22 protein-coding genes are annotated in these 19699 nt (G+C 62.1%); 8 read left to right on the top strand and 14 right to left on the bottom strand.

Annotation, left to right across the window (positions count from 1 at the left end; translation table 11 throughout):
- The first annotated feature begins 231 nt into the window (after positions 1–231).
- The 3 genes from ACVWWJ_RS11690 (at position 232) to ACVWWJ_RS11680 (ending at position 6250) form a co-directional block, all read left to right on the top strand.
- Positions 232–3108: a TonB-dependent receptor gene (locus ACVWWJ_RS11690; protein ID WP_456967942.1), complete on the top strand. Its 2877-nt coding sequence runs from the start codon at positions 232–234 to the stop codon at positions 3106–3108.
- A 128-nt stretch (positions 3109–3236) separates the two neighbouring features.
- Positions 3237–4988, top strand: coding sequence for a beta-galactosidase (locus tag ACVWWJ_RS11685; RefSeq protein ID WP_456967941.1), 1752 nt, complete (start codon positions 3237–3239; stop codon positions 4986–4988).
- A 71-nt stretch (positions 4989–5059) separates the two neighbouring features.
- Positions 5060–6250, top strand: coding sequence for a glycoside hydrolase family 27 protein (locus ACVWWJ_RS11680; protein ID WP_456967939.1), 1191 nt, complete (start codon positions 5060–5062; stop codon positions 6248–6250).
- Positions 6251–6307: 57 nt separating this feature from the next.
- Here ACVWWJ_RS11680 and ACVWWJ_RS11675 read toward each other — a convergent pair whose 3' ends face one another.
- Entirely contained in the window at positions 6308–6550 is a 243-nt protein-coding gene (locus tag ACVWWJ_RS11675; protein ID WP_456967938.1) for a hypothetical protein, read from the bottom strand.
- A 248-nt stretch (positions 6551–6798) separates the two neighbouring features.
- Here ACVWWJ_RS11675 and yidA point away from each other — a divergent pair, with 248 nt between their 5' ends.
- Positions 6799–7635: a sugar-phosphatase gene (yidA, locus tag ACVWWJ_RS11670; RefSeq protein WP_456967937.1), complete on the top strand. Its 837-nt coding sequence runs from the start codon at positions 6799–6801 to the stop codon at positions 7633–7635.
- Here the strand turns inward: yidA and ACVWWJ_RS11665 are convergent.
- Entirely contained in the window at positions 7619–8350 is a 732-nt protein-coding gene (locus ACVWWJ_RS11665; protein WP_456967936.1) for a 3-keto-disaccharide hydrolase, read from the bottom strand. The genes yidA and ACVWWJ_RS11665 overlap by 17 nt on opposite strands.
- A gap of 94 nt (positions 8351–8444) precedes the next feature.
- Positions 8445–8636, bottom strand: a complete 192-nt coding sequence (locus ACVWWJ_RS11660; protein WP_159891872.1) for a hypothetical protein — start codon at positions 8634–8636, stop codon at positions 8445–8447.
- Between the two features lie 94 nt (positions 8637–8730).
- Here ACVWWJ_RS11660 and ACVWWJ_RS11655 point away from each other — a divergent pair, with 94 nt between their 5' ends.
- Complete coding sequence (locus ACVWWJ_RS11655; RefSeq protein ID WP_456967935.1) at positions 8731–9480, top strand: DUF72 domain-containing protein; 750 nt, start codon at positions 8731–8733, stop codon at positions 9478–9480.
- Between the two features lie 450 nt (positions 9481–9930).
- Here ACVWWJ_RS11655 and ACVWWJ_RS11650 read toward each other — a convergent pair whose 3' ends face one another.
- From ACVWWJ_RS11650 to ACVWWJ_RS11630, 5 genes are all read right to left on the bottom strand, one after another.
- Complete coding sequence (locus ACVWWJ_RS11650) at positions 9931–10296, bottom strand: hypothetical protein (RefSeq protein ID WP_456967934.1); 366 nt, start codon at positions 10294–10296, stop codon at positions 9931–9933.
- A 115-nt stretch (positions 10297–10411) separates the two neighbouring features.
- Complete coding sequence (locus tag ACVWWJ_RS11645) at positions 10412–11545, bottom strand: sulfate/molybdate ABC transporter ATP-binding protein (protein ID WP_456967933.1); 1134 nt, start codon at positions 11543–11545, stop codon at positions 10412–10414.
- Positions 11542–12390: a sulfate ABC transporter permease subunit CysW gene (cysW, locus tag ACVWWJ_RS11640; protein ID WP_456967932.1), complete on the bottom strand. Its 849-nt coding sequence runs from the start codon at positions 12388–12390 to the stop codon at positions 11542–11544. The genes ACVWWJ_RS11645 and cysW overlap by 4 nt, the downstream gene beginning before the upstream one ends.
- Complete coding sequence (gene cysT / locus ACVWWJ_RS11635) at positions 12387–13211, bottom strand: sulfate ABC transporter permease subunit CysT (protein WP_456967930.1); 825 nt, start codon at positions 13209–13211, stop codon at positions 12387–12389. Before cysT ends, cysW begins: the two co-directional genes overlap by 4 nt.
- A 2-nt stretch (positions 13212–13213) precedes the next feature.
- The gene (locus tag ACVWWJ_RS11630; protein ID WP_456967929.1) at positions 13214–14212 is read right to left on the bottom strand and encodes a sulfate ABC transporter substrate-binding protein; all 999 of its coding nucleotides are present in this window, start codon (positions 14210–14212) and stop codon (positions 13214–13216) included.
- 177 nt (positions 14213–14389) lie between these two features.
- On the opposite strand from ACVWWJ_RS11630, the gene ACVWWJ_RS11625 reads away from it, so the two are divergent.
- Positions 14390–14887: a hypothetical protein gene (locus ACVWWJ_RS11625; protein ID WP_456967928.1), complete on the top strand. Its 498-nt coding sequence runs from the start codon at positions 14390–14392 to the stop codon at positions 14885–14887.
- Between the two features lie 3 nt (positions 14888–14890).
- Here the strand turns inward: ACVWWJ_RS11625 and ACVWWJ_RS11620 are convergent, their stop codons facing one another.
- The 4 genes from ACVWWJ_RS11620 to ACVWWJ_RS11605 form a co-directional block, all read right to left on the bottom strand.
- Positions 14891–15202 (bottom strand): hypothetical protein, encoded by a 312-nt coding sequence (locus tag ACVWWJ_RS11620; protein ID WP_456967927.1) that lies wholly within the window; start codon positions 15200–15202, stop codon positions 14891–14893.
- A gap of 7 nt (positions 15203–15209) precedes the next feature.
- Positions 15210–15959 carry a tetratricopeptide repeat protein gene (locus ACVWWJ_RS11615; protein ID WP_456967926.1) on the bottom strand — a complete coding sequence of 250 codons (750 nt, stop codon included), beginning with the start codon at positions 15957–15959 and terminating at the stop codon, positions 15210–15212.
- Between the two features lie 334 nt (positions 15960–16293).
- A complete protein-coding gene (locus tag ACVWWJ_RS11610; protein ID WP_159891893.1) occupies positions 16294–16593 on the bottom strand; it encodes a hypothetical protein in 300 nt (99 codons plus the stop codon).
- 63 nt (positions 16594–16656) lie between these two features.
- Entirely contained in the window at positions 16657–17481 is an 825-nt protein-coding gene (locus ACVWWJ_RS11605) for an alpha/beta fold hydrolase (RefSeq protein WP_456967925.1), read from the bottom strand.
- 172 nt (positions 17482–17653) lie between these two features.
- Between ACVWWJ_RS11605 and ACVWWJ_RS11600 the strand changes: the two genes are divergently transcribed.
- Entirely contained in the window at positions 17654–18001 is a 348-nt protein-coding gene (locus ACVWWJ_RS11600) for a zinc ribbon domain-containing protein YjdM (protein WP_456967924.1), read from the top strand.
- Positions 18002–18050: 49 nt separating this feature from the next.
- Here ACVWWJ_RS11600 and ACVWWJ_RS11595 read toward each other — a convergent pair whose 3' ends face one another.
- Complete coding sequence (locus ACVWWJ_RS11595) at positions 18051–18590, bottom strand: hypothetical protein (protein ID WP_456967923.1); 540 nt, start codon at positions 18588–18590, stop codon at positions 18051–18053.
- A 126-nt stretch (positions 18591–18716) separates the two neighbouring features.
- Between ACVWWJ_RS11595 and ACVWWJ_RS11590 the strand changes: the two genes are divergently transcribed.
- Positions 18717–19310 carry a TetR/AcrR family transcriptional regulator gene (locus ACVWWJ_RS11590; protein ID WP_456967922.1) on the top strand — a complete coding sequence of 198 codons (594 nt, stop codon included), beginning with the start codon at positions 18717–18719 and terminating at the stop codon, positions 19308–19310.
- On the opposite strand, the gene ACVWWJ_RS11585 is transcribed toward ACVWWJ_RS11590, so the two are convergent.
- On the bottom strand, positions 19307–19669 hold the full coding sequence (locus tag ACVWWJ_RS11585; protein ID WP_456967921.1) for a hypothetical protein: 363 nt from the start codon (positions 19667–19669) through the stop codon (positions 19307–19309). The two genes, ACVWWJ_RS11590 and ACVWWJ_RS11585, sit on opposite strands and share 4 nt — an antisense overlap.
- Positions 19670–19699: the final 30 nt, after the last annotated feature.

Raw genomic sequence — 19699 nt, 5'->3', positions numbered from 1 at the left:
GATGGCGGAAGCGACCTTGTCATGCTGCGCCGCAGCTTGTTGCCGTGACAAAGAACGGACATATTATTAAATACTACAAATAGACGGTGTTCAGCTAACCGCTCTGTCAGGGGAAGGGGTGACGGGGTAATCGAAGCTTTCTGGCGCCGTCGTGGGTGACGGTTCCAATGAGCATCGGGCGGCAAGCTGTTTGCTCATTGGTCGGTATCCACAGAGTGGGGGAGGGTAGCTATGCAGCTAACGAAGTTGGCGGTCGCCGTTCGGCGGTCGATTGTGGCAACGGGTGTCGCCTGGATGGTGGGTTACGGGGCTCCAGGGTACGCGCAGACGGCACCGGCCGACGCGCCTTCGCCTGCACCGTCCGGTACGGCTGCCAAGCCAGCCAAGGACAAGACCGACGACAAGAAGGTCACTGAGCTCGGCGCGGTGGCTGTTACCGGCCAGCTCGCGGCGCTTCAGAAGGCGCAGGCGATCAAGCAGGAGTCGGTCAACGTCGTCGATTCCATCTCCGCCGAAGAGGCGGGCAAGTTCCCCGATCCGAACGTGGCCGACGCTCTCCAGCGTGTACCGGGCGTCTCGGTTAACCGCAGCGGTGGTGAGTCCAGCCAGATTGCCGTGCGTGGCTTCGGTCCCGAGTTCGTCGCCGTCACGATCAACGGCAGGCCGATGGCCACGGCCTCCGGCTCGCGCGCTTTCAACTTCGATGTCCTTCCTTCCGAGATCATCAGCGTTGCCCAGGTCAACAAGACCTCGTCGGCGGATATCTCCGAAGTCGATATCGGTGGCGTGGTCGACATCCAGACCGCGCGGCCGCTGGACTTCAGCGGCTACCACGGCGCGTGGAGCGGTGCGGCCATCAACAGCAACCTGACCGGTGACTGGGAAGGGAAGACCACCCCCAAGGCCTCGGGGCTGTTTGGCTGGACGAACAAAGACCACACCTTTGGCTGGATGGCTTCGGCCACGTACTACAAGCGGAAGGACACCCAACTCAACACGCAGGCCAGTTCCTGGTACGCCAACCAGGACATCTACACGACGCCCGGCGCGGCCAACCCGACCTATACGAACGTGGCGTTGCCGGAGACCCTGGCAAGCAACGTGCTCGACGAGACGCGTACCCGCAAGGGCTTCAGCGGCGCGATGGACTGGAAGCCGATCGATAACCTCACGGTCCAGTTCGACACTTTGTACTCGAGCTACAAGGTCGATCCGATCGAGCATGAGTTCGGTCAGTACGGCAACACCTCCGACATCCAGTCGATGACTACCGATACGAACGGCACCGCGCTTAGTTACATTCGTAACAGTTCGGGTCCGAACGTCATGGCGAACGACTATGTCGCGTCGTATGCGCCCAGCTACGAGAAGAGCTACCAGAACGGCCTGAACCTGGGCTTCGACATCGACGAGTCGACCAAGCTCAGCCTGGACGTGTCCAGCTCCAAGGCATGGAACAAGCAAAGTGCCGACGGCTACTTCCTCGTGGTCGGCGCCAAGAACTTCGGCACGAACCCGACCTGGACCAACAATGGCAGCAGCGAGCCGCCGACGGTCTCGAACATCCTCTCGACCACGAACATGGACAACCTCGCGGCGCATTGCTGCAACGCGGGCTCCGGCAACAATGTCACCAACAAGGTCGACAACTACCAGTTCAAACTGGATAAGGCGTTCAACGACGGCGTGCTGACCCGGCTCGAGGCCGGTGTCCAGTACACCAACGAATGGGTGAAGTCGGTGAGCTTCGGCACCCCGAACGGCATTCTTTGCAACGCGTATTGCGGTTACACGATTCCGGTTCCGCCGGACGCGATCGGCGCGTACGTTTTCAATGCGCCGTCGAAGATCCATGGTGTGTCGTCTCCCGGCCAGCCGTCGCAGTGGATTCAGTACGATCCGCGCGCCTACCTGTCCTGGCTGGCCTCGCCGGCCGCGTACAACCAGCTTCCGGCGGACAAGCGCGATGCCTTGCTTGCCGGTCTGGCGGCTAACGGTGGCACGCTGGACGCCATCCCGAACCCGGGCAGCTACAACGACGTGGGCGAGAAGGAGAAGTCCTTCTTCACCAAGGCGGTGTTCGGAGGGGACCTGTGGAACATGCCCTGGGCGGTCGACGTCGGCGTGCGCTACCTCAACATCGTCTCGACCTCCACGGCGGTCAATCAGCCGCCCGTTGCGTATTACGTCGATCCGAACGACACCAGCAATGGCCAGGTGACCTACGGTCCGCTGGCGCCCCAGTCGGCCAAGGGCGGCTACCACAAGTGGTTGCCGTCGTTGAACGTCAAGTGGAACCTGCTCGACAACCTGATCTACCGCTTCTCGGCGTCCAAGACCCTGACCCCGCCCGAACTCAGCAACCTGTACTACAACAAGAGCTTCGGCACGCGCCCGAACTCGCTGACCATCTCGCAGGGCAATCCGGACCTCCAGCCGTACACGTCGCGTAACTACGACATGGGCCTGGAGTGGTACATCGACGATGCCAGCTACATCGCTCTGGAAGGGTTCTACAAGAAGGTCAGCAACTTCAGTACGCTGGTGAGCACGCCGGTGCCGTTCCTTACCAACCAGAACACCGGGCAGCCGTTTATCTGGTCGCTCACCCAGCCGATCAACCTGAATTCGTCGAACATCTACGGCGAAGAAATCACCTTCAACTACCAGTTCACGCATCTGTTGCCCGAGCCCTTCAACGGCCTCGGTATGGCACTCAACTACACGCACGTGAAGAGCAGCACCGCGCTGAGTCCGGGCGTCATCGCGGCGTCGGGCAAGTTCGCCGTGCCCGGTATCGGTGACTCGGCTAACGCCAGCCTTTATTACGAGAAGGGTCCGGTGCAGGTCCGTGTGGCTTACAACTGGCGCGGTAAGTACCTGGAGAGCCTGGCGTATGGCTCGGGTGCCCAGCCGGCAACGCGCAGTGCCTATGGCCAGGTCGACCTGAGCGCGAGCTATGCGGTGAGCAAGCACCTCTCGGTGTTCGTCTCCGGCACCAACCTGACGCACGAGCACCTGTACGACTACTCCGTTTACAAGAACCGCTTCCTGTACGCCGAAGCGGACGGCACCGTCTATACGGTCGGCGTGCGCGGAACGTTCTGATGCTCCCTTTGCAGCGAGGTGTTTTAGTGAGTCGTTCCCGAAACGTCGTGACGTCCCTGTTGTTGGTCGGCGCTCTTTCGTGTGGTATCGCGACCGCGGCCCCCGCCGCGGTCGCGGGGGGGCAGCCGATGACCACCGACAAGGGCCACTTCGTGCTCGACGGCAAACCCTTCCGTATCGTTTCCGGTGAAATGCACTACGCACGGGTGCCGCGCGAATACTGGCGGGACCGGCTGAAGATGGCCAAGGCCATGGGCCTGAACACCATCACGACGTACGTGTTCTGGAACGCCCACGAGGCAACCCCGGGACACTACGACTTCAGCGGGCAGAACGACGTCGCGGAGTTCGTTCGTGAGGCGAAGGAGGAAGGCCTGTACGTGATTCTGCGTCCCGGCCCCTACGTCTGTTCCGAGTGGGAGTTCGGCGGGTTGCCCGCGTGGTTGTTGAAGGACCCTGACGTCAAGGTGCGCAGCACCGATCCGAAGTTCATGCAGCCAGCGCAGCGCTGGCTGCATCGACTGGGCGCGGAGCTGGCACCGTTGCAGCTGAGCCGCGGTGGCAACATCATCGCGGTGCAGGTAGAGAATGAGTACGGCAGCTTCGGTACGGACACGGCCTATATGGAGCAGATCCGTCAGGGCATCGTCGAGGGTGGCTTCAACGCGACGCTGTTGACCACGTCCGATAGCGCGGAGCAGCCGGGGTCGCTGCCCGGCGTGGTGCAGGTCATCAACTTCGGCGTGGGTCACGCCCCGCAGAAGTTCGAGAAGCTGCACACCTGGCAGCCCGGTGGCCCCTACATGGTCGGCGAGTACTGGATCGGCTGGTTCGACCACTGGGGCGCGCCGCACCATGTCGCCCCCGCGAAGCAGGTGGCCGACGAACTGTCGTGGATGCTGAAGCAGGGCTATTCGGTCAATTTCTACATGTTCCACGGCGGTACCTCGTTCGGCTGGATGAACGGTGCGAACTGGGACGACGACAGCTACCAGCCCGATGTCACCAGCTACGACTACGACAGCCCTCTCGACGAGAGTGGTCGTCCGACGCCGAAGTACCTCGCCGCGCGCGAGGTGATCGCCAGGGAGACGGGTGTTACGCCACCACCCGTACCGGCCACAGCGCCGACGCAGGCGATCGCGGGCATCCGGTTGAGTGAGTCGGCGTCCCTGTGGGATAGCTTGCCCGTCCCGGTCGCCTCGGCAGAGCCGAGAGCCATGGAGTCGTTAGACCAGGCTTATGGCGACATTCTTTATCGCAAGCGCATGGACGCCGATGCGTCCGGTGAGTTGCTCGTGGACTCACTGCACGACTACGCGCAGATCTACGTCAACGGCAAGCGGGTCGGCACGCTCGATCGCCGGATGGCGCAGGACCGCCTGAAGGTCGCGTTGCACAAAGGCGACACCCTGGACCTGCTGGTGCAGAACGACGGGCGAATCAACTTCGGCGAGAAGATGTTGAACGAGCGCAAGGGCATCCTTGGTGCCGTGAGCCTCGACGGCAAACCGTTGCACGACTGGCAGAACTACTCGCTGCCGTTCAACGGCAGTGCGTCGCTGCATTACACCGCCGCCGCCTGCAAGCATGCGCCTTGCTTCTATCGCGCCACGTTCGATGCACCGGTTTCCGGGAGCGCCGCCGCGGATACATTCCTCGACACGGCCGGACTGGGCAAGGGCTTCGTCTGGGTCAATGGCCATGCGCTGGGTCGCACCTGGAGTATCGGTCCGCAACGTACGCTCTACGTACCGGGCGTGTGGCTCAAGCCCCGGGGCAACCAGATCGTGGTGCTCGACCTGCTGGTGGAGGGTGCGCCTGTGCTGTCGACGCTCAAGCAACCCATCCTCGGTACGACGACGGTGGGCATCCCATGACGCTGCACCGCACTGCCCCTTCCTCCCGATTTCACTCCCATCCGACACGAGGCGTATCAATGAGAGATTCCATGGCAACCCTCCTGCGCGGCGCGGCGGTTGGCGCGTTCGTATGCGTCGCGGCGCTCGCCAACGCCCCGGTGAAAGCGGACGAGACGGCATCCGTCCTGCCTCAGATGGGTTTCAACAACTGGAACTCCACCCATTGCCGCGCCGAGTTCGACGAGGGGATGATCCGCGGCGTCGCTGACAAGTTCATCAGCCTCGGGCTGCGTGATGCCGGCTACCAGTATGTCAACGTGGACGACTGCTGGGCCAACTGGCAGCGTGACAAGGACGGCCATCTCCAGCCCAACCCGGAACGGTTCCCCAGCGGCATTGCAGCGCTCGCCGACTATATTCACCAGCGCGGCCTGAAGTTCGGCCTGTATTCCAGCGCGGGCACCTCCACGTGCGAGCCGCTGGAAAAGAATCGTGGATTCCCGGGTGGCCTGGGGCACGAGAAGGACGATGCGAAAACCTTCGCCTCATGGCACGTTGACTATCTCAAGTACGACAATTGCAACAACCAGAAGGTGGACGCGCACAAGCGCTACACCGACATGGCCAACGCCCTGCGCGGTAGTGGTCGGCAGATCTTCTTCAGCATGTGCGAATGGGGCGAGAACAAGCCGTGGCTGTGGGCGGGCAAAGACCCCGTTGAAGCGAGCTCCTGGCGCACCACCGGCGACATCAGCGACAACTATGCGTCGATGCTGAAGATCTTCAAGCAGAACGTGGTCCTCGATCAGTACGCTCATCTGGGCCACTGGAACGACCCGGACATGCTCGAAGTAGGCAACGGCGGCATGACGGACGTCGAGTACCGCAGCCACTTCAGCCTGTGGTCGATCATGGCCTCACCGCTGCTGATCGGCACCGACCTGCGCACCGTCAAGCCCGAGGCGCTGCAGATCCTGCTCAACAAGGACGTCATCGCGATCGATCAGGATCCGCTCGGCGTGCAGGGCAAGCAGGTGAGCGATGCTGGTGGCATCCACGTGATCGTCAAGCCGCTGAAGGATGGCGGTCGCGCGGTGGCGGTGTTCAATGAAGCCGACACCGCGAAGGACGTCAATGTCGCCGCAACCGAGATTGGCCTGAAGGCCGGGGGGAGCCACACGGTGCGTGATCTCTGGGCACACAGTGATGCGAAGGGCGACGGCTCGATCAAACTGAAGCTGGAGCCGCATGCGACCGTGATGTACCGGATCAGCCAGTAAGCCAGCGGCGTCGACCGGGCACGACGGCCCGGTCGACGTCAAATCGATGCGTAGTGCTTAAGCGTCTGGCGCTTCCAACGAGGCCCAGTTTCCCGCTTCGTCCTCACTCCGGAAGCGAACGGGCACGCGACGCCCCTGACGAATCGTTTCGGCGAGCGCCATGGCGAACCGCAACGCGTCCGCTCCCGTCGCGAAATGACCAACGGATTGACGGTCCTGAAACACCGCGTAGGGCTCAGGACCGCCACTTGCCTGGGGCAGATACAGGGTGATCGTATCGCCGAGATCGCGGGCTTCCATCGTTGCTCCTGATCAGGCCGATGGCCAACGCGTCATCGTCTTGCCCGTCGCGTGAAGCAAACGCCAATTCACTGGCCCGCCGTATTCGAAGCCCACACGGCCGAGGTCGGTCCGTAGATCACCAGGTTTCGGTCGCCCTGCAAGAAGGCCTGCGCGGCCGTCTGGAACCTGCGTCACAGTCGTCGGGCTCAGCGAGTGGGTTTGCTGCAATGCGGTAACATGGCCCATTCCCCAACCGAACACATCCGATGATCGACCTGATTGCCATCGACATGGACGGCACCCTGCTTGACTCCGCCCACACCATTTCACCCAAGGTAAAAGACGCGATTGGCGCTGCTCGCGCTCGCGGCGTCCGTATCGTGCTGGCCACGGGCCGGCCCTTCTGCGGCATTGAGGAGTATCTGGAGCAGCTCGGCCTGGACAGCGAGGACGAGTACTGCATCACCTTCAATGGTGCGGTGATCCAGAACGCCACCGACACGAAGTCCGTCGCGGAGACCACGCTCGGCTACGACGACTTCATCTACTGCGAGAAAATCGCCCGCGATCTCGGCGTGCATTTCCACGTGCTCTACGAGCGCAGCATGATGACGCCGAATGCGAACATCAGCTCGCATACGGTGCGCGACGCGTACATCTCACGTACGCCCTTGCTCTACCGTTCCGTCGAGCAGGTCGACCCGTCGTGGCGTTTCCGTAAGTTCATGATGGTGGACCACGCGGCCATCCTCGACGAAGCGATTGCGCACCTGCCGCCCGAACTCATGCAGCGCTATACGGTGGTGAAGAGCGCTGCCGACTTCCTCGAGATCCTTAACCCGGAAGCCGGCAAGGGCAGGGCGCTCGCTACCCTGGCGGCGCATCTTGGTGTTCCCGCGGAACGGATCATGGCGATCGGCGACCAGGAGAACGACCTGGTGATGCTGGAATTCGCCGGCGTCGCGGTGGCCATGGGGAACGCGATCGACGCCGCCAAGGCAGTCGCGGATCATGTGACGTCCAGCAACAACGAGGACGGCGTCGCGCTCGCGATCGAGCGCTACGTTTTGACCCAGCGATCAGACGTCAGTTCAGCTCTTTGATCCGGATATTGCGGAAGGCGATGCGGATCGGGGGAACGCCCTTGTCTTCACCGCCCTGCAGCGCGATACGGCCTTTGTGGAATCGCGCGTAATCTTCCATCCTGGCAAACTTGGTCTTCGTCACCAGGGCATTCCACGCCGGGGTCCACAAGGTTGTATCGACCGTCTTGTGGCCGTTCTGGAAGAACTGCATGTGGCCGTGGTCGACGATGATCTCGATGGCGTTCCAGTTGCCGTGTTCGTTGACGTTCTCGATGTCCGACGAGATCAGGTCGAAGAGATCGCCGGAGCGCTCGTACAGCGTGTAGCTGTCCGGCTTGGTGCAGACCAGATCGGCGATCTGCATTTCCGGGCCGGTTTCCCATGTGTAGTGGTACTTCGGTGACTCCTTGACGTTGAACATCACGCCGGCATCGGCGCAGGCGGTCATCTTCCAGTCGAGCTTGAGGTCGAAGTTCTCGTATTCCTTCTCGGTGACAAGATCCGCGAAGTCGGCGTCAGGCGCCTTGAGGTCGCGATCGAGCTGAATCGTGCCGTCGACAACGCTCCAATCCTTGCCCGTGCCCTTCTGGCCGAACGAATGCCAGCCCTGGAGCGTCTTGCCATCGAACAGCGGCTGCCAGCCCTGCGTCTTCTCCGCGGTGGTCAGGGCGTTGTCTGCGGCGAAGGCGGGCAGGGCGGCGAGGCAACAGGCGAAGGCGAGGGCTCGAAGCATGATGGCGGTCCGGGGGAGGGGAAGCGTTTAGCGTACCCGCGCCATCGCCAGTCATACCCTGCCGTAAGTCACGTTGCAGAATGGCCGGACGGCCTTAGTGGGGCAACGAGGCCTGCAGCGCGGCAGCCAAGCCAGCGTCTCCCGAAACGATGTCCTTCCAGGCCAGTTCGACGCCTTTGCGCTTGCCTTTCTCGACCAGCTTGAGTCCGCCGGGATCCAGCGTGAGGGTGTATGCCTGACCGGCGATCGTCAGCTCGCGCTTTAATGGCTTGTCCAAAGGGGTCATTGGCGGCGTCTCCATAGGCTGGCGATGAGTCATGACTATAAAACGACAAGCCAGCGAGGACACTGGTTGGGTCGTTGCGGAGCGGAAAGCCAAAATGAGTGAGTTGGTTCGTCCCCCGCGTGTGCCGCTGCGGGTTGGATGCGCAGGCTGGTCCCTCGCTTCGAAGGACGCGAGCTCCTTCGCTACGGAGGGAAGCCACCTGGAGCGGTATGCGCGCGTCTTTACGTGCGTGGAGATCAATTCTTCGTTCTATCGATCGCACCAGGAGAAGACGTATCTCCGCTGGGCAGCCAGTGTGCCCGAGGCCTTCTCGTTCAGCGTGAAGATGCCCCGCACGATCACGCATGAGCTGCGTCTTCAGCAATGCGAAGTCCCGCTGCGCGCATTTCTGCAAGAGGTTTCCGCGTTAGGCGGGAAGCTCGGATGTCTCCTGATTCAGCTGCCCCCCAGCCTCGCGTTTGACGTAAAAGTCGTCCGAAGCTTCTTTTCTCTTCTGCATAAATGCACGCAGGTGCCAGTCGCGTGCGAGCCACGTCATGCGTCGTGGTTCACCGCGAAGGCGGCGTCCGTGATGAGCGACGCGCGTATCGCATGCGTGTGGGCGGATCCACCGCCCGTCGCTGGTGTCGAACCTCACGATGATCCGGAGCTGCTCTACATGCGTCTGCATGGTTCGCCCCAGATCTACTACTCGGCGTATGGCGAAGTATTTCTCGAGGGAATGGCAAGACGGATGCGGTTGGCTCGGGAAAAGGGCAAGGTCGTATGGTGCATCTTCGATAATACGGCGCGCGGCGAAGCGATTCCCAACGCCTTGTGGTTAGGGCGTCAGCTGAGCATATAGCGGGAGCCCCAACCCGGGCGCTCAGCTGGAATGGATGATCACGCTGCTGCGCGCTTCAGCTCTGTCTGAACCTGAAAAACAAAACGGCAGAGCTGGCCGGCGCGTGCGAGTTGCTGTTTAGCCTCGTCCTGATTAATCGATGAGGCCAGCCTGTAGTCCGCGCGCTCCCGCATGGTTCTCGCCGTACGGATATGACGGAATGCTGTGTCGGCGCTCGAGGCCATTCTCTGGAGGCGCACGGCTTCGCCTGTAGGCCTCCATTGCCTTAGCCTAGCGATGACCTCGGCGTGAGACACTCGGTCTCGCCCCCGCTGCTCGTCGCAACTAGCTGGAAGATGGTCGCAGATGTCGAGCAATGAATGATAGGCAGCGTAGTAGGCGCGGTTAACGGCGGATCGCCAAGATACTTCGTCATTTCCCTCGGCGAGAAGGCGAGCCACGCGTAGCAGGTCACTCGACGTGATCGGCATCTGCAATGGACTTCGTTCGTGAGCAGAGGCCAATGACGACCCGGCCATCACGTTCGGCAGCGAAGTCCTGCACTGACAGAGCGGCGAAGAGCTCGGATTCAAGGCATGCGGTGTGTTCCGCGTCCGTCTCAAGATAAATCTGGTAGACAAAAGCAGGCGTCTTCTCGTCATCTCCCACGCCCACCCACGCCGTCGCGTGATGCGCCTCGACTTGCTTGCGGGCCAAGAATTGACGCGTGAACGTGATCGGACCTGTCAGGTCTTCAGGCTCCCATTCGTTCAAGCCGCCCGGTCCGATATCCTCGGTGCACGTTATGAGATCGTTGAAACTCGTCGCCGGCTCCACTTGTCACCTCCATGGCTCTTGCTGGCAAAGCTTTGTCATTAGAACGGGTTGCCATGCTCTTCGCAAATTGCCACGGAGCTGACGTCACGGAGTATGAAGGCTCCGGTGGGCCTGATCAGCGGTACGACACGCTTTGCGCCGTCGAACTACGCATATCCCAGCGTTCGCTGACGACGGGGAGGCCGGTCGAGCCGTCTTTGAGAGGAAACGCAACGAGCCTGGTCGGCGCGACACGCAAGCCAACCCCGGGTACAAGCCCAAGCCTTCCCAGGTCCTCACTCGCCACGTCGACTTCCAGTGTCTGGTCAATGTCCGCCACATGAATGTCCAGGTGCGCGATGCTGCCCGCGAGATAGACGTGTCTTAAGCGCGCGTCCCACGCCGGTTCACCCTCAGGAACGGACAGCGAGAGATGCTCCGGCCGCACGTAGCCGACCGCCGATTGAAAACGTCCGCCCGACGTACCCGCCGGATGCGACCAGCTACCCGCGCACCAGGTATCGCCGCGACGCTCCAGCGCGATGCGGTTCGTCCGCCCGATGAATTCGCAGACGAAGGGTGTGGCAGGATCCTGGTAAATCTCATGCGGCGGGCCAACCTGCTCGATGCGACCCTTGTTCATCACCACCAGGCGGTCGGCGAGCTCCAGTGCTTCTTCCTGGTCGTGGGTGACGAATACGGTCGTCAGCTTCAGCTCTTCATGGAGCTCGCGCAACCAGCGACGTAGCGACGTGCGCACTTGTGCGTCCAGCGCGCCGAAGGGTTCGTCCAGCAGCAAGAGGTCAGGCTCGACGGCCAGGGCGCGTGCGAGCGCGACGCGCTGGCGCTGGCCACCGGAGAGCTGGCTCGGATAGCGGCCGCCCAGCTCCGCCAGCTCCACGCGCTTGAGCAGGACTTCGACGCGCGCGCGAATCTGGTCGCGCGATGGGCGACGACGGCGGGGCCGTACACGGAGACCGAAGGCGACGTTCTCGCGTACGGTGAGGTGGCGGAACAACGCGTAGTGCTGGAAGACGAGTCCCACGTTGCGCTCTCGCGCACTGGCCGACAGGAAGTCCTGGCCGTCGCGCGTGACGCTACCCTCGTCGGGATAGTCGAGTCCGGCCAGGATGCGTAGCAGGGTGGTCTTGCCCGAGCCGGAAGGCCCGACCAGGGCGACGAATTCCCCAGGCGCGATGTCGAGACTCACATCGTTCAGCGCAGCGAGGTTTTCGAAGTGGCGGGTCAGCCTTTTAAGGGCGAGTGTCATCGGGGATTCTCGGCGTTCTGAAAACGCCATTCCAGGGCGGCTTTCACCACCAGGGTCAGAAGGGCGAGGAGTGCGAGCAGCGAAGCGATGGCAAAGGCGCCGACGTAGTTGTATTCGTTGTAGCGCATTTCCACTTCCAGCGGCATCGTAGTCGTGAGTCCGCGGATGTGTCCGGAGACCACGGATACGGCGCCGAATTCGCCCATGGCGCGCGCATTGCAGAGCAATACACCGTAGAGCAACGCCCAGCGGATATTGGGAAGTGTCACGCGGAAGAACGTCTGCAGGCCGCTGGCACCAAGCACACGCGCGACCTCTTCCTCTTCACTGCCCTGCGCCTGCATCAGCGGGATCAGTTCGCGCGCGACAAACGGCAGCGTGATGAAGATGGTGGCGAGGACCAGACCGGGCACGGCGAAGATGATCTTGATGCCGTGGGACGCCAGCCACGGGCCGAACCAGCCCTGTGCGCCGAACATCAGCACGTACAGAAGGCCTGAGACGACGGGTGAGACCGAGAGGGGCAGGTCGATGAGGGCGCCCAGCAGGGCCTTTCCTCGAAACGTGAAGCGGGTCATGGCCCAGGCGGCCGCGACGCCGAACACCACGTTGAGCGGTACGGTGATGGCGGCAGCCAGCAAGGTCAGGCGTATGGCGGCGAGGGCCTCGGGCTGGTCGATGTTTTCGACAAAGGCGTGGAAGCCCTGGCGAAAGGCTTCGACGAAGACGGAAGCCAGTGGCACGACGAGGAAAAGACAGAGGAAAAGGCACGAGATCACGATGATCGCCGCCCGGCCGAGGCGACGCGCGGCACTGACCTCGCGACCGGGGCGCCGCGCCGTCATTGAGACTGCTCCGCCCATCGCCGGGTCCAGCGCTGTAACGCGGACACCAGGATGAGAAGCACCAGCGAGAACGCGAGCATGACGACGCCCAGGGCGGCCGCCGTCGCGTAATCGAATTCGTCAAGGCGTTGGACGATGAGCAACGGCGCGATCTCGGAACGCAGGGGGATATTGCCTGCAATGAAGATCACTGAGCCGTATTCCCCCACAGCCCGGGCCAACGCAAGCGCAAAGCCGGTCAGCAGGGTCGGTACCAGCACGGGAAGCACTACCCGAACGAACGTCTGTAGCCCCGTGGCACCGAGGCTCTCGGCAGCATCTTCGACGTCCTGTTCAAGCGATTGCAGCACGGGTTGCAGAGTGCGCACGACGAAAGGGAACCCGACGAAAATCATGGCGAGGAGCACGCCAAGCGGCGTGTAAGCGACCTTGACGCCCAACGGGACGAGCCATTGTCCAAGCCAGCCGTTGGGCGCATAGATAGCCGTCAGCGCGATGCCAGCCACGGCGGTGGGCAGCGCGAAGGGCAGGTCGATAAGGGCGTCGAGGATCCGCCGGCCCGGGAAGCGGTAGCGAACGAGGGCCCAGGTGACCATCAGGCCGACGATGACATTGATGGCCGCAGCCAGCAGCGCCCCGCCGAAACTGAGCTTGAGCGCTGCCAGCGTACGTGGAGACGAGAACAACTTCATGATGCCGGCGGCACCGACATCCGAGGCCTTCCATGCAAGCGCCGCGAGCGGGAGCAGGACGATGAGGCCAAGATAGGTAACCGTAAAACCGAGGCTCAATCCAAAGCCGGGCAGGACCCGTCGGCGCATGCTCAGTTACCCGGTCCGATCTGGTCGAAGATGGCGCCATCGGCGAAGAATTTCGCCTGGGCCTTGCGCCAGTCGCCGAAGACTTCGGCCAGGGTAAAGGTTTTCACCTGCGGGAACTGCTTCGCATACCTCGCGGCAACCTCGGGCGAGCGTGGACGGTAGAAATTCCGGGCCTCGATGTCCTGGGCCTGCGGTGAGTAAAGGAACTTGAGGTAGGCGTCCGCAACCTCGCGCGTGCCGTGCTCGGTGGCGTTCTTGTCGACCACGGCGACAGGGGGCTCGGCCAGAATGGTGATGGACGGATTGACGATGTCGAACTGGTCGCCGCCGGCTTCCTGCTTTGCCAAGAGCGCTTCATTCTCCCAAGCCACGAGTACATCGCCGATGCCGCGCTGGGTGAACGTCGTCGTGGCACCCCGGGCGCCGGTATCGAGTACGGGAACATGCTGGAACAGCGTCTTGACGAAGGCTTTGGCTTTGTCATCGTTGCCGCCGGGCAGTTTGAGCGCGTAGCCCCAGGCGGCAAGGAAGTTCCAGCGGGCACCGCCAGAGGTCTTGGGGTTGGGGGTAACGACCTGGACGCCGTCCTTGATGAGGTCTCCCCAGTCGCGAATGTTCTTCGGGTTGCCCTTGCGGACCAGGAAGACGATGGCCGACGTATACGGCGAGGCGTTGTCGGGAAGGCGCGTCTGCCAGTCCTTGCTGACAAGGCCCCGGTCGGCCACGGCGTCGATGTCATAGGCAAGCGCGAGGGTCACGACATCGGCGGGCAGTCCGTCGACGACGGCGCGTGCCTGTTTGCCGGAGCCTCCGTGCGACATCTGGATGGTGACGGTGTCGCCATGCTTCGCCTTCCAGTCGGCCGCAAAGGCGGCGTTGACGGCCTTATACAGCTCGCGCGTGGGGTCGTAGGACACGTTGAGCAACGTCACGTCCTTGGCGGCGACCGGCAATACGAGAACGGTGGCCACGAGGGCCAGAAGGGTGGGACGAAGCTTCATCGTCATGCTCCTGGGGGATGCGTTGATGTAGCTGGTAGGGGCGTTAGGGCAGCGTGAAATTGTAGGGTTGCCTGGGGTATCTTTCCCAAATGACAGACAAGGACATTGGTAGCCGGATTCTCAAAGTCAATCACGCTGGCGAATTCGGCATCTGGATGGGAATGAGGATGTAACGCGATGAACCTTATGCCGAGAGTGCTGCTAGCTACATCCATCGCCGCGATGTCATCGACGGCAGCGCCGGCTGCGGCACCGCTGATCGCGACAGCTTCGCCGTTGATCGGAACCTGGGCACTGGATACCTCGCGCCTGCCTATGCCGCCGGACCAGCGGCCAAAGAGCGTCAGCTTCACCTTCGCCGAGGCGGGCGGAGGCAAATGGGTCACGCACGTCGACATAGTCTATGCCTCGGGCCAGCAGGTGCATTCGGTGTCGACAGCTCCGCTCGATGGAACCTACGCGGTGATCGTTAGCAGCCCGGAAGCCGACCACATTGCGCTGGAAAAGCCGGTATCCAACGTCCTTGTCACTGCTCTTCAGCAAAATGGCGTACTTGTGTCTACGCGCATCTACTCCGTGACGCCGGACGGGCATAACCTGGTGGAAACCGTGGTGTATCCCGGGAGCGACAACAAGCGAGTCATGCGGGCAAACTACTTCGAGCGAGTTCCATGATGATTACACGCGTCCATGTTGCCCGCTTCCCTTGAGCTTTCGGATGATGACGAATGCCAGCACCCCGTAGACAACGAACCCGAGCGGAATGCTCGCGAACCAGGCAACGAACGGCAAAGGAAGTCCGTGTGCGAATGGATTCGCCATGGACGCGATGTCCGGTGCGGGAAGCAGCGCCTGCAGGATCCAGTTCTGCCAGAACAACAGGTTCGACAGGGACTCATAGCCTGCGTCATCCGCCGCAAAGGAAAGCGCGATGAGTGCGAGCGTGACCACGACGCCGATGACGGCTGCAAGTAGTATCCGTTTTATCACTCTGGGCCTATGGTGCGGAACCGCGAACACTTTCAATGTATTCAAGCTCTGCTTTCGACTTTGGCTCGTCAGGAATGACCTTCATACAGGCCTTATAGGCGACAACAGCTTCATCGTAGCGTTTGAGTTCGACCAGGTCGTACCCCTGCCCGCGAAGGGCCTTGCACCGTAACTCGTTCTTCCCTGCATCGCTGAAGCCATCCATCAGCGGGATCATGTCGGGCATGGCTGTGTAGAGAGCCAGCGATTCCGCCGTGCGCTTCTGCACCTGATAGACATAGGCGAGCTCGCCTGTGTATTGGGCGTCGTTCGGCGAAAGAGCAAGCGCTTTCTTTAGCTCTGCTTCGGCTTCCGGGTATCGCCCCATTTCACCGTATGCGTATCCGCGAGCCCAATAGGCCATCGCCCAGTCGGGACCGAGCGCGATCGCGTTTCGGCGATCAGCAGGCTTCGTTGCCTTATCAGTGCCGTTCGCTGCCACCATCATGTACAGCAGGCTTTGCACCGTGCCCCGGGCTGAGTAGATCTTGTCGGGACTATGGGCGTACTTCGTTTCGAAGCGCTTGACCACACGGTTCAGCGGGCCATCGATCGCTGCCTGCGGCTGGCCTGCTGTGATCATTTCCAGGCCATCGTGCACGTCCTTGTCGTCGGCAGACGGCTCCTGGGACGCTGTTGTTTTCGGCGCCGGTGCGGCGCACGCCGCCATAAGAACCATCACGCACGCGACGATAACGTGGCGCATTCCCTTGACCATGGCAGAACTCCTCGTTTGTGATGCTCGAATCTTGCCACATCCAGGCGTAGCCTCTGCGGCTACTGCCGATATATCGAACATGGAGACGTTCGACATGAACCTGCCAAGGCATGCCCTCGCCACCGTTGAACACTACCGAACCGAGGACGGCGGTCGTGTGGGTCGGCTTTGACTCCGAGACCGCCCAGTTCCCTGTGGGCGACGTGCGAAAGTACTGGCACGAGCATCGTCTGGCTGAACTCGATGCCGTCCGGATCCCGCTGGAGCAACACTACGAACGTCTCCTTATGGGCGCTGCGCGCCGCCTTCGGACCTCGCTTTCCCAACTCGACGATCAGTGATTCTTCGCTAGCGCCCGTTCGCAGGTATGCCGCTCCGATGCCTCGGCTTCGGAGGGGGATAGCGGCCTGGCCTTGGCCCGATACAAGCTCTGCACGATCTCGATGTGCGAGAGACGTACGACGAAGGACGCATGCGGGTCGGTCGCCGCGGCTTCGGTAACGGATTTTTCGTCGAGGCCCTTGCTTCGGGCAACCGCCACGAGCGAAGCGAAACTGCCGCGTTCAGCGCAAACATTGGGTGTGGCGGAAGCAGCGAGGGGCGCGATGAGAAGGAGGACTGCGATGTACTTCATGGAAGGAGCCGGGCTGCGAGCGCGGCAGTATAGGCGAGCATCCCGCTTCGTCCAACCGGACAACTACATCGCTGGCTGGTCCAGGAAAACGGTTACTGCCCGATGAAATGCCTCGGGATCCTGCTGGGGACCGCCATGGCTTACGTTCGGAAGGATGACGAGCTTCGCACCCGGGATAAGACTGGCAAGCCGCTTCGTGTGGTCGGCTGAGATGAACTGCTCGTGGTCGCCATCCGCAATAACCGTCGGGGCTTTGATGGCCCCGAGTTCGGCCGGCGTCAGGTTCGGCTCCGCCGCGTATAACTTTCCGAGCTTCTTTCGCAGCGCGGCGAAGCCATCTTTCGTCGCTGACACCGCCTCGTACTGCTTCTGCATGCGCGCCATAAAGACAGCGCCCATGCCCTTCATGGCGGGGTCGGGTGGTCCGCTGGGTTCCGACTGATTGTTGAAACTGGCTCCCCACAGGAAGAGCTTGTCGACGCGCTCGGGATAACGGAAGCCAAGAATGAGACCCATGATCGCCCCGTCGCTCAAGCCCACCACGGATGCCTTACGCACATGCGCGGCGTCGATCACGGCTATGACGTCCGACGCCATCTGCGTGTAGCTGAGAGGCGCCGCGGGCATGCTGCTGCGGCCGTGACCGCGGTTGTCCACGACGATCACTTCGTGCCCTTGTGCGAGCCGCGGGACCTCGTAACCCCAGGACGCCGACGATGCGAATCCGCCATGAAGGAGGATTACCGGCGAGGCACCATGGCGATTGAAGACGGCGAAGTAGATTCGCGCGCCGTCGTTGTCCACGAAACCTTGCACGTCCGGCTTGGGAAGCGGAGGCACGTCGGGTACGGTTGCCCATCGTGGTGGCGTCTGCGCGGAGGCGCTCATCGCCATCGTTGACACGAAAGCCAACACAAATACGCGTATCGTCCATCGAACCATGGAAACCCCGGATTGCGACGTCTGCAAGCCAGCGTAGCACTGGACCGCTCCGGCATGGATGGCGGGTTACTCCCGTAAACTAGCCACTGTGCCTTGGCTGCCTGCAAGAGAACGATCCATGGAATCTTCCGATATCCCTGCATGCCCTGTTTGCGGCATGGAAAACACCTATCCCGACGGCGAGATGTACGTCTGCCCGGACTGCGCGCACGAGTGGCCGCAGCAGGCGGCCAACGCCGGGGAGGATGCTGCCGTGGTGCGCGACGTCCACGGCAACGTGCTCAACAACGGCGACTCGGTCGTCGTCATCAAAGACCTCAAGGTCAAGGGCTCTTCGATCCCGCTGAAGCAGGGCACCGTGATCCGTAACATCCGCCTTGTGGATGGCGACGTTGAGCACATCGAAGGGAGCTCGGACAAGATCAAGGGGCTCGTGCTCAAGGTCTGCTTCTTGAAGAAGACCTGAGCACGCGCAGGCGGCGAGGCGTCGGCCCGTGTCAGGAGACGGAGCCGCCTTAATAGGCATCGTACGTCGGGCGCTTGAAGGTCAGCCGCAGAGCCGAAAGAAGGAAGTACAAACCACCGAACGCCGCGTACGGCGCCAGCTTGGCGATGCTCGGCGCGTCGCCGAATGCCTGGATCGTCATGAAGACACCAGCCAGCGCGGACTGTGCGCCGCTGATCATCATGAAAACCTGGCCGCCGATCTTCCGGCGGCGGATGCCGACGAAGAGCTGAAGCAGCCCGGCCAGGAGGGCCCACACGCCAAAGACGAACAGCCCACCGGCGTTCCCGCGGACGGCAAGGGCGACGATGAGTACCGCCGCCGTTGCAATGCTCGTTACCGCGTTGAGCCGCTGTCCGGGGTTGGCGCGCAGGCCACCGGAGCGGCGGGCATCGAGGAGGTTGGCAAGGGCGTCCCACGTGGGGTAGAGGACGAGGAGGGCGGCCGACACGACGAAGGGCAGGCCCAGGGTCGACAGCAGCACGACGAGGGCAACCCAGGCGAAGGCCGCGGCGGCACGAAGGTAGTAAAAGTTGCGAAGGGTGTTCATCGGGGGTCCTTTTGGGAAGGATGTACCCTACTAGTAGGTAGGGTAAAGCGTCAATGTGTCGTTGAAGGTCCGTTCATGGTTGGCAGTCCGTTGAATACGAAACCTACTAAATGGTAGGATTCGCTCATGAGCACCCAGCAGAAACTGATCGACTCGGCCCGCTACCTGATCCAGACCCGTGGCTACAACGGCTTCAGCTACGCCGATGTCGCCGAGCAGGTCCAGGTCCGGAAGGCGAGCATCCATCATCATTTTCCGAGCAAGGCCGACCTGGCCCGTGCGGTGGTTGAAGAATCGCGCGCTGGCATCGTCGAGCAGATTGCGCTGCTCGACGGCGACGACTACGACCCGGTGAAGAAGTTGGGCTTCTACACGGGGTATTGGGAGAAGTGCATCGCCGATGCATCGGCTCCGTTCTGCGTTGCCGGCATGCTGGCCGCGGAGTTGCCGTCGTTACCGCCGGAGCTTGCGGACTGCGTTCGCGCGCATTTCCGCGACCTGTCGCGGTGGCTCGAAACGATTCTCACCAAGGGCGCCCAGCAGGGCGTCTTCCGGCTACAGGGTGCGGCGAGCACGGAAACCGAGGCATTCATCTCGCTTATCTACGGCGCGATGCTTACTGCCCGGGCGTTTGGTGATCCATCCAAGTTTGCCGATGTCGCACGCGGCGGCCTGCGACGACTCCTCAGCACGACGGTTATCCCCACGGCGCAGGCTTAATTTCCGCGGGGAGGTGCTTCGGCCAGTGCGGCGATCATGTCGAAGTCCAGTTCTTCCATGTCCAGGAAGGGGCCACTGGCTTCCTGCAAACTGTGTACCGGCACCATGTCGGCGATGAGCAACAGTTGGCCGTCGATATCCTGGAACACTTCGTTTTCCCAGCAGCGGTCTACTTGCCCTGCGTCATCGAACGCGGCGACGTAGACTAGCTCCCCGTTGGCGCTTTCCATCACCCACGGTTGTCGCTTGGCAATGAATCCGAGACTACGGACCAGCATGTACTGCTGGTAGAGAAGGCGCAGCACGGTGTCTCGCTGATGTGGATGGGGCCGGTAGGCGACCATCAAGAGTCTTGCCATGTGCGAGCTCCCCCCTATCCCGTGGCAGAG

Source organism: Luteibacter sp. HA06 (genome assembly GCF_054061215.1).
Note: the sequence above shows the minus strand (reverse complement) of the source record. Positions and strands in the feature narration are given on the sequence as shown.

Coding starts and splice junctions, on each gene's coding strand:
- ACVWWJ_RS11655 (WP_456967935.1), top strand. CDS start 8,731: ATGAGTGAGTTGGTTCGTCCCCCGCGTGTGCCGCTGCGGGTTGGATGC.
- ACVWWJ_RS11625 (WP_456967928.1), top strand. CDS start 14,390: ATGAACCTTATGCCGAGAGTGCTGCTAGCTACATCCATCGCCGCGATG.
- ACVWWJ_RS11680 (WP_456967939.1), top strand. CDS start 5,060: ATGGCAACCCTCCTGCGCGGCGCGGCGGTTGGCGCGTTCGTATGCGTC.
- ACVWWJ_RS11595 (WP_456967923.1), bottom strand. CDS start 18,590: ATGAACACCCTTCGCAACTTTTACTACCTTCGTGCCGCCGCGGCCTTC.
- cysT (WP_456967930.1), bottom strand. CDS start 13,211: ATGCGCCGACGGGTCCTGCCCGGCTTTGGATTGAGCCTCGGTTTTACG.
- cysW (WP_456967932.1), bottom strand. CDS start 12,390: ATGACGGCGCGGCGCCCCGGTCGCGAGGTCAGTGCCGCGCGTCGCCTC.
- ACVWWJ_RS11665 (WP_456967936.1), bottom strand. CDS start 8,350: ATGCTTCGAGCCCTCGCCTTCGCCTGTTGCCTCGCCGCCCTGCCCGCC.
- ACVWWJ_RS11590 (WP_456967922.1), top strand. CDS start 18,717: ATGAGCACCCAGCAGAAACTGATCGACTCGGCCCGCTACCTGATCCAG.
- ACVWWJ_RS11660 (WP_159891872.1), bottom strand. CDS start 8,636: ATGACCCCTTTGGACAAGCCATTAAAGCGCGAGCTGACGATCGCCGGT.
- ACVWWJ_RS11630 (WP_456967929.1), bottom strand. CDS start 14,212: ATGAAGCTTCGTCCCACCCTTCTGGCCCTCGTGGCCACCGTTCTCGTA.
- ACVWWJ_RS11685 (WP_456967941.1), top strand. CDS start 3,237: ATGACCACCGACAAGGGCCACTTCGTGCTCGACGGCAAACCCTTCCGT.
- ACVWWJ_RS11600 (WP_456967924.1), top strand. CDS start 17,654: ATGGAATCTTCCGATATCCCTGCATGCCCTGTTTGCGGCATGGAAAAC.
- ACVWWJ_RS11605 (WP_456967925.1), bottom strand. CDS start 17,481: ATGAGCGCCTCCGCGCAGACGCCACCACGATGGGCAACCGTACCCGAC.
- yidA (WP_456967937.1), top strand. CDS start 6,799: ATGATCGACCTGATTGCCATCGACATGGACGGCACCCTGCTTGACTCC.
- ACVWWJ_RS11645 (WP_456967933.1), bottom strand. CDS start 11,545: ATGACACTCGCCCTTAAAAGGCTGACCCGCCACTTCGAAAACCTCGCT.
- ACVWWJ_RS11675 (WP_456967938.1), bottom strand. CDS start 6,550: ATGGAAGCCCGCGATCTCGGCGATACGATCACCCTGTATCTGCCCCAG.
- ACVWWJ_RS11690 (WP_456967942.1), top strand. CDS start 232: ATGCAGCTAACGAAGTTGGCGGTCGCCGTTCGGCGGTCGATTGTGGCA.
- ACVWWJ_RS11615 (WP_456967926.1), bottom strand. CDS start 15,959: ATGGTCAAGGGAATGCGCCACGTTATCGTCGCGTGCGTGATGGTTCTT.
- ACVWWJ_RS11585 (WP_456967921.1), bottom strand. CDS start 19,669: ATGGCAAGACTCTTGATGGTCGCCTACCGGCCCCATCCACATCAGCGA.
- ACVWWJ_RS11610 (WP_159891893.1), bottom strand. CDS start 16,593: ATGAAGTACATCGCAGTCCTCCTTCTCATCGCGCCCCTCGCTGCTTCC.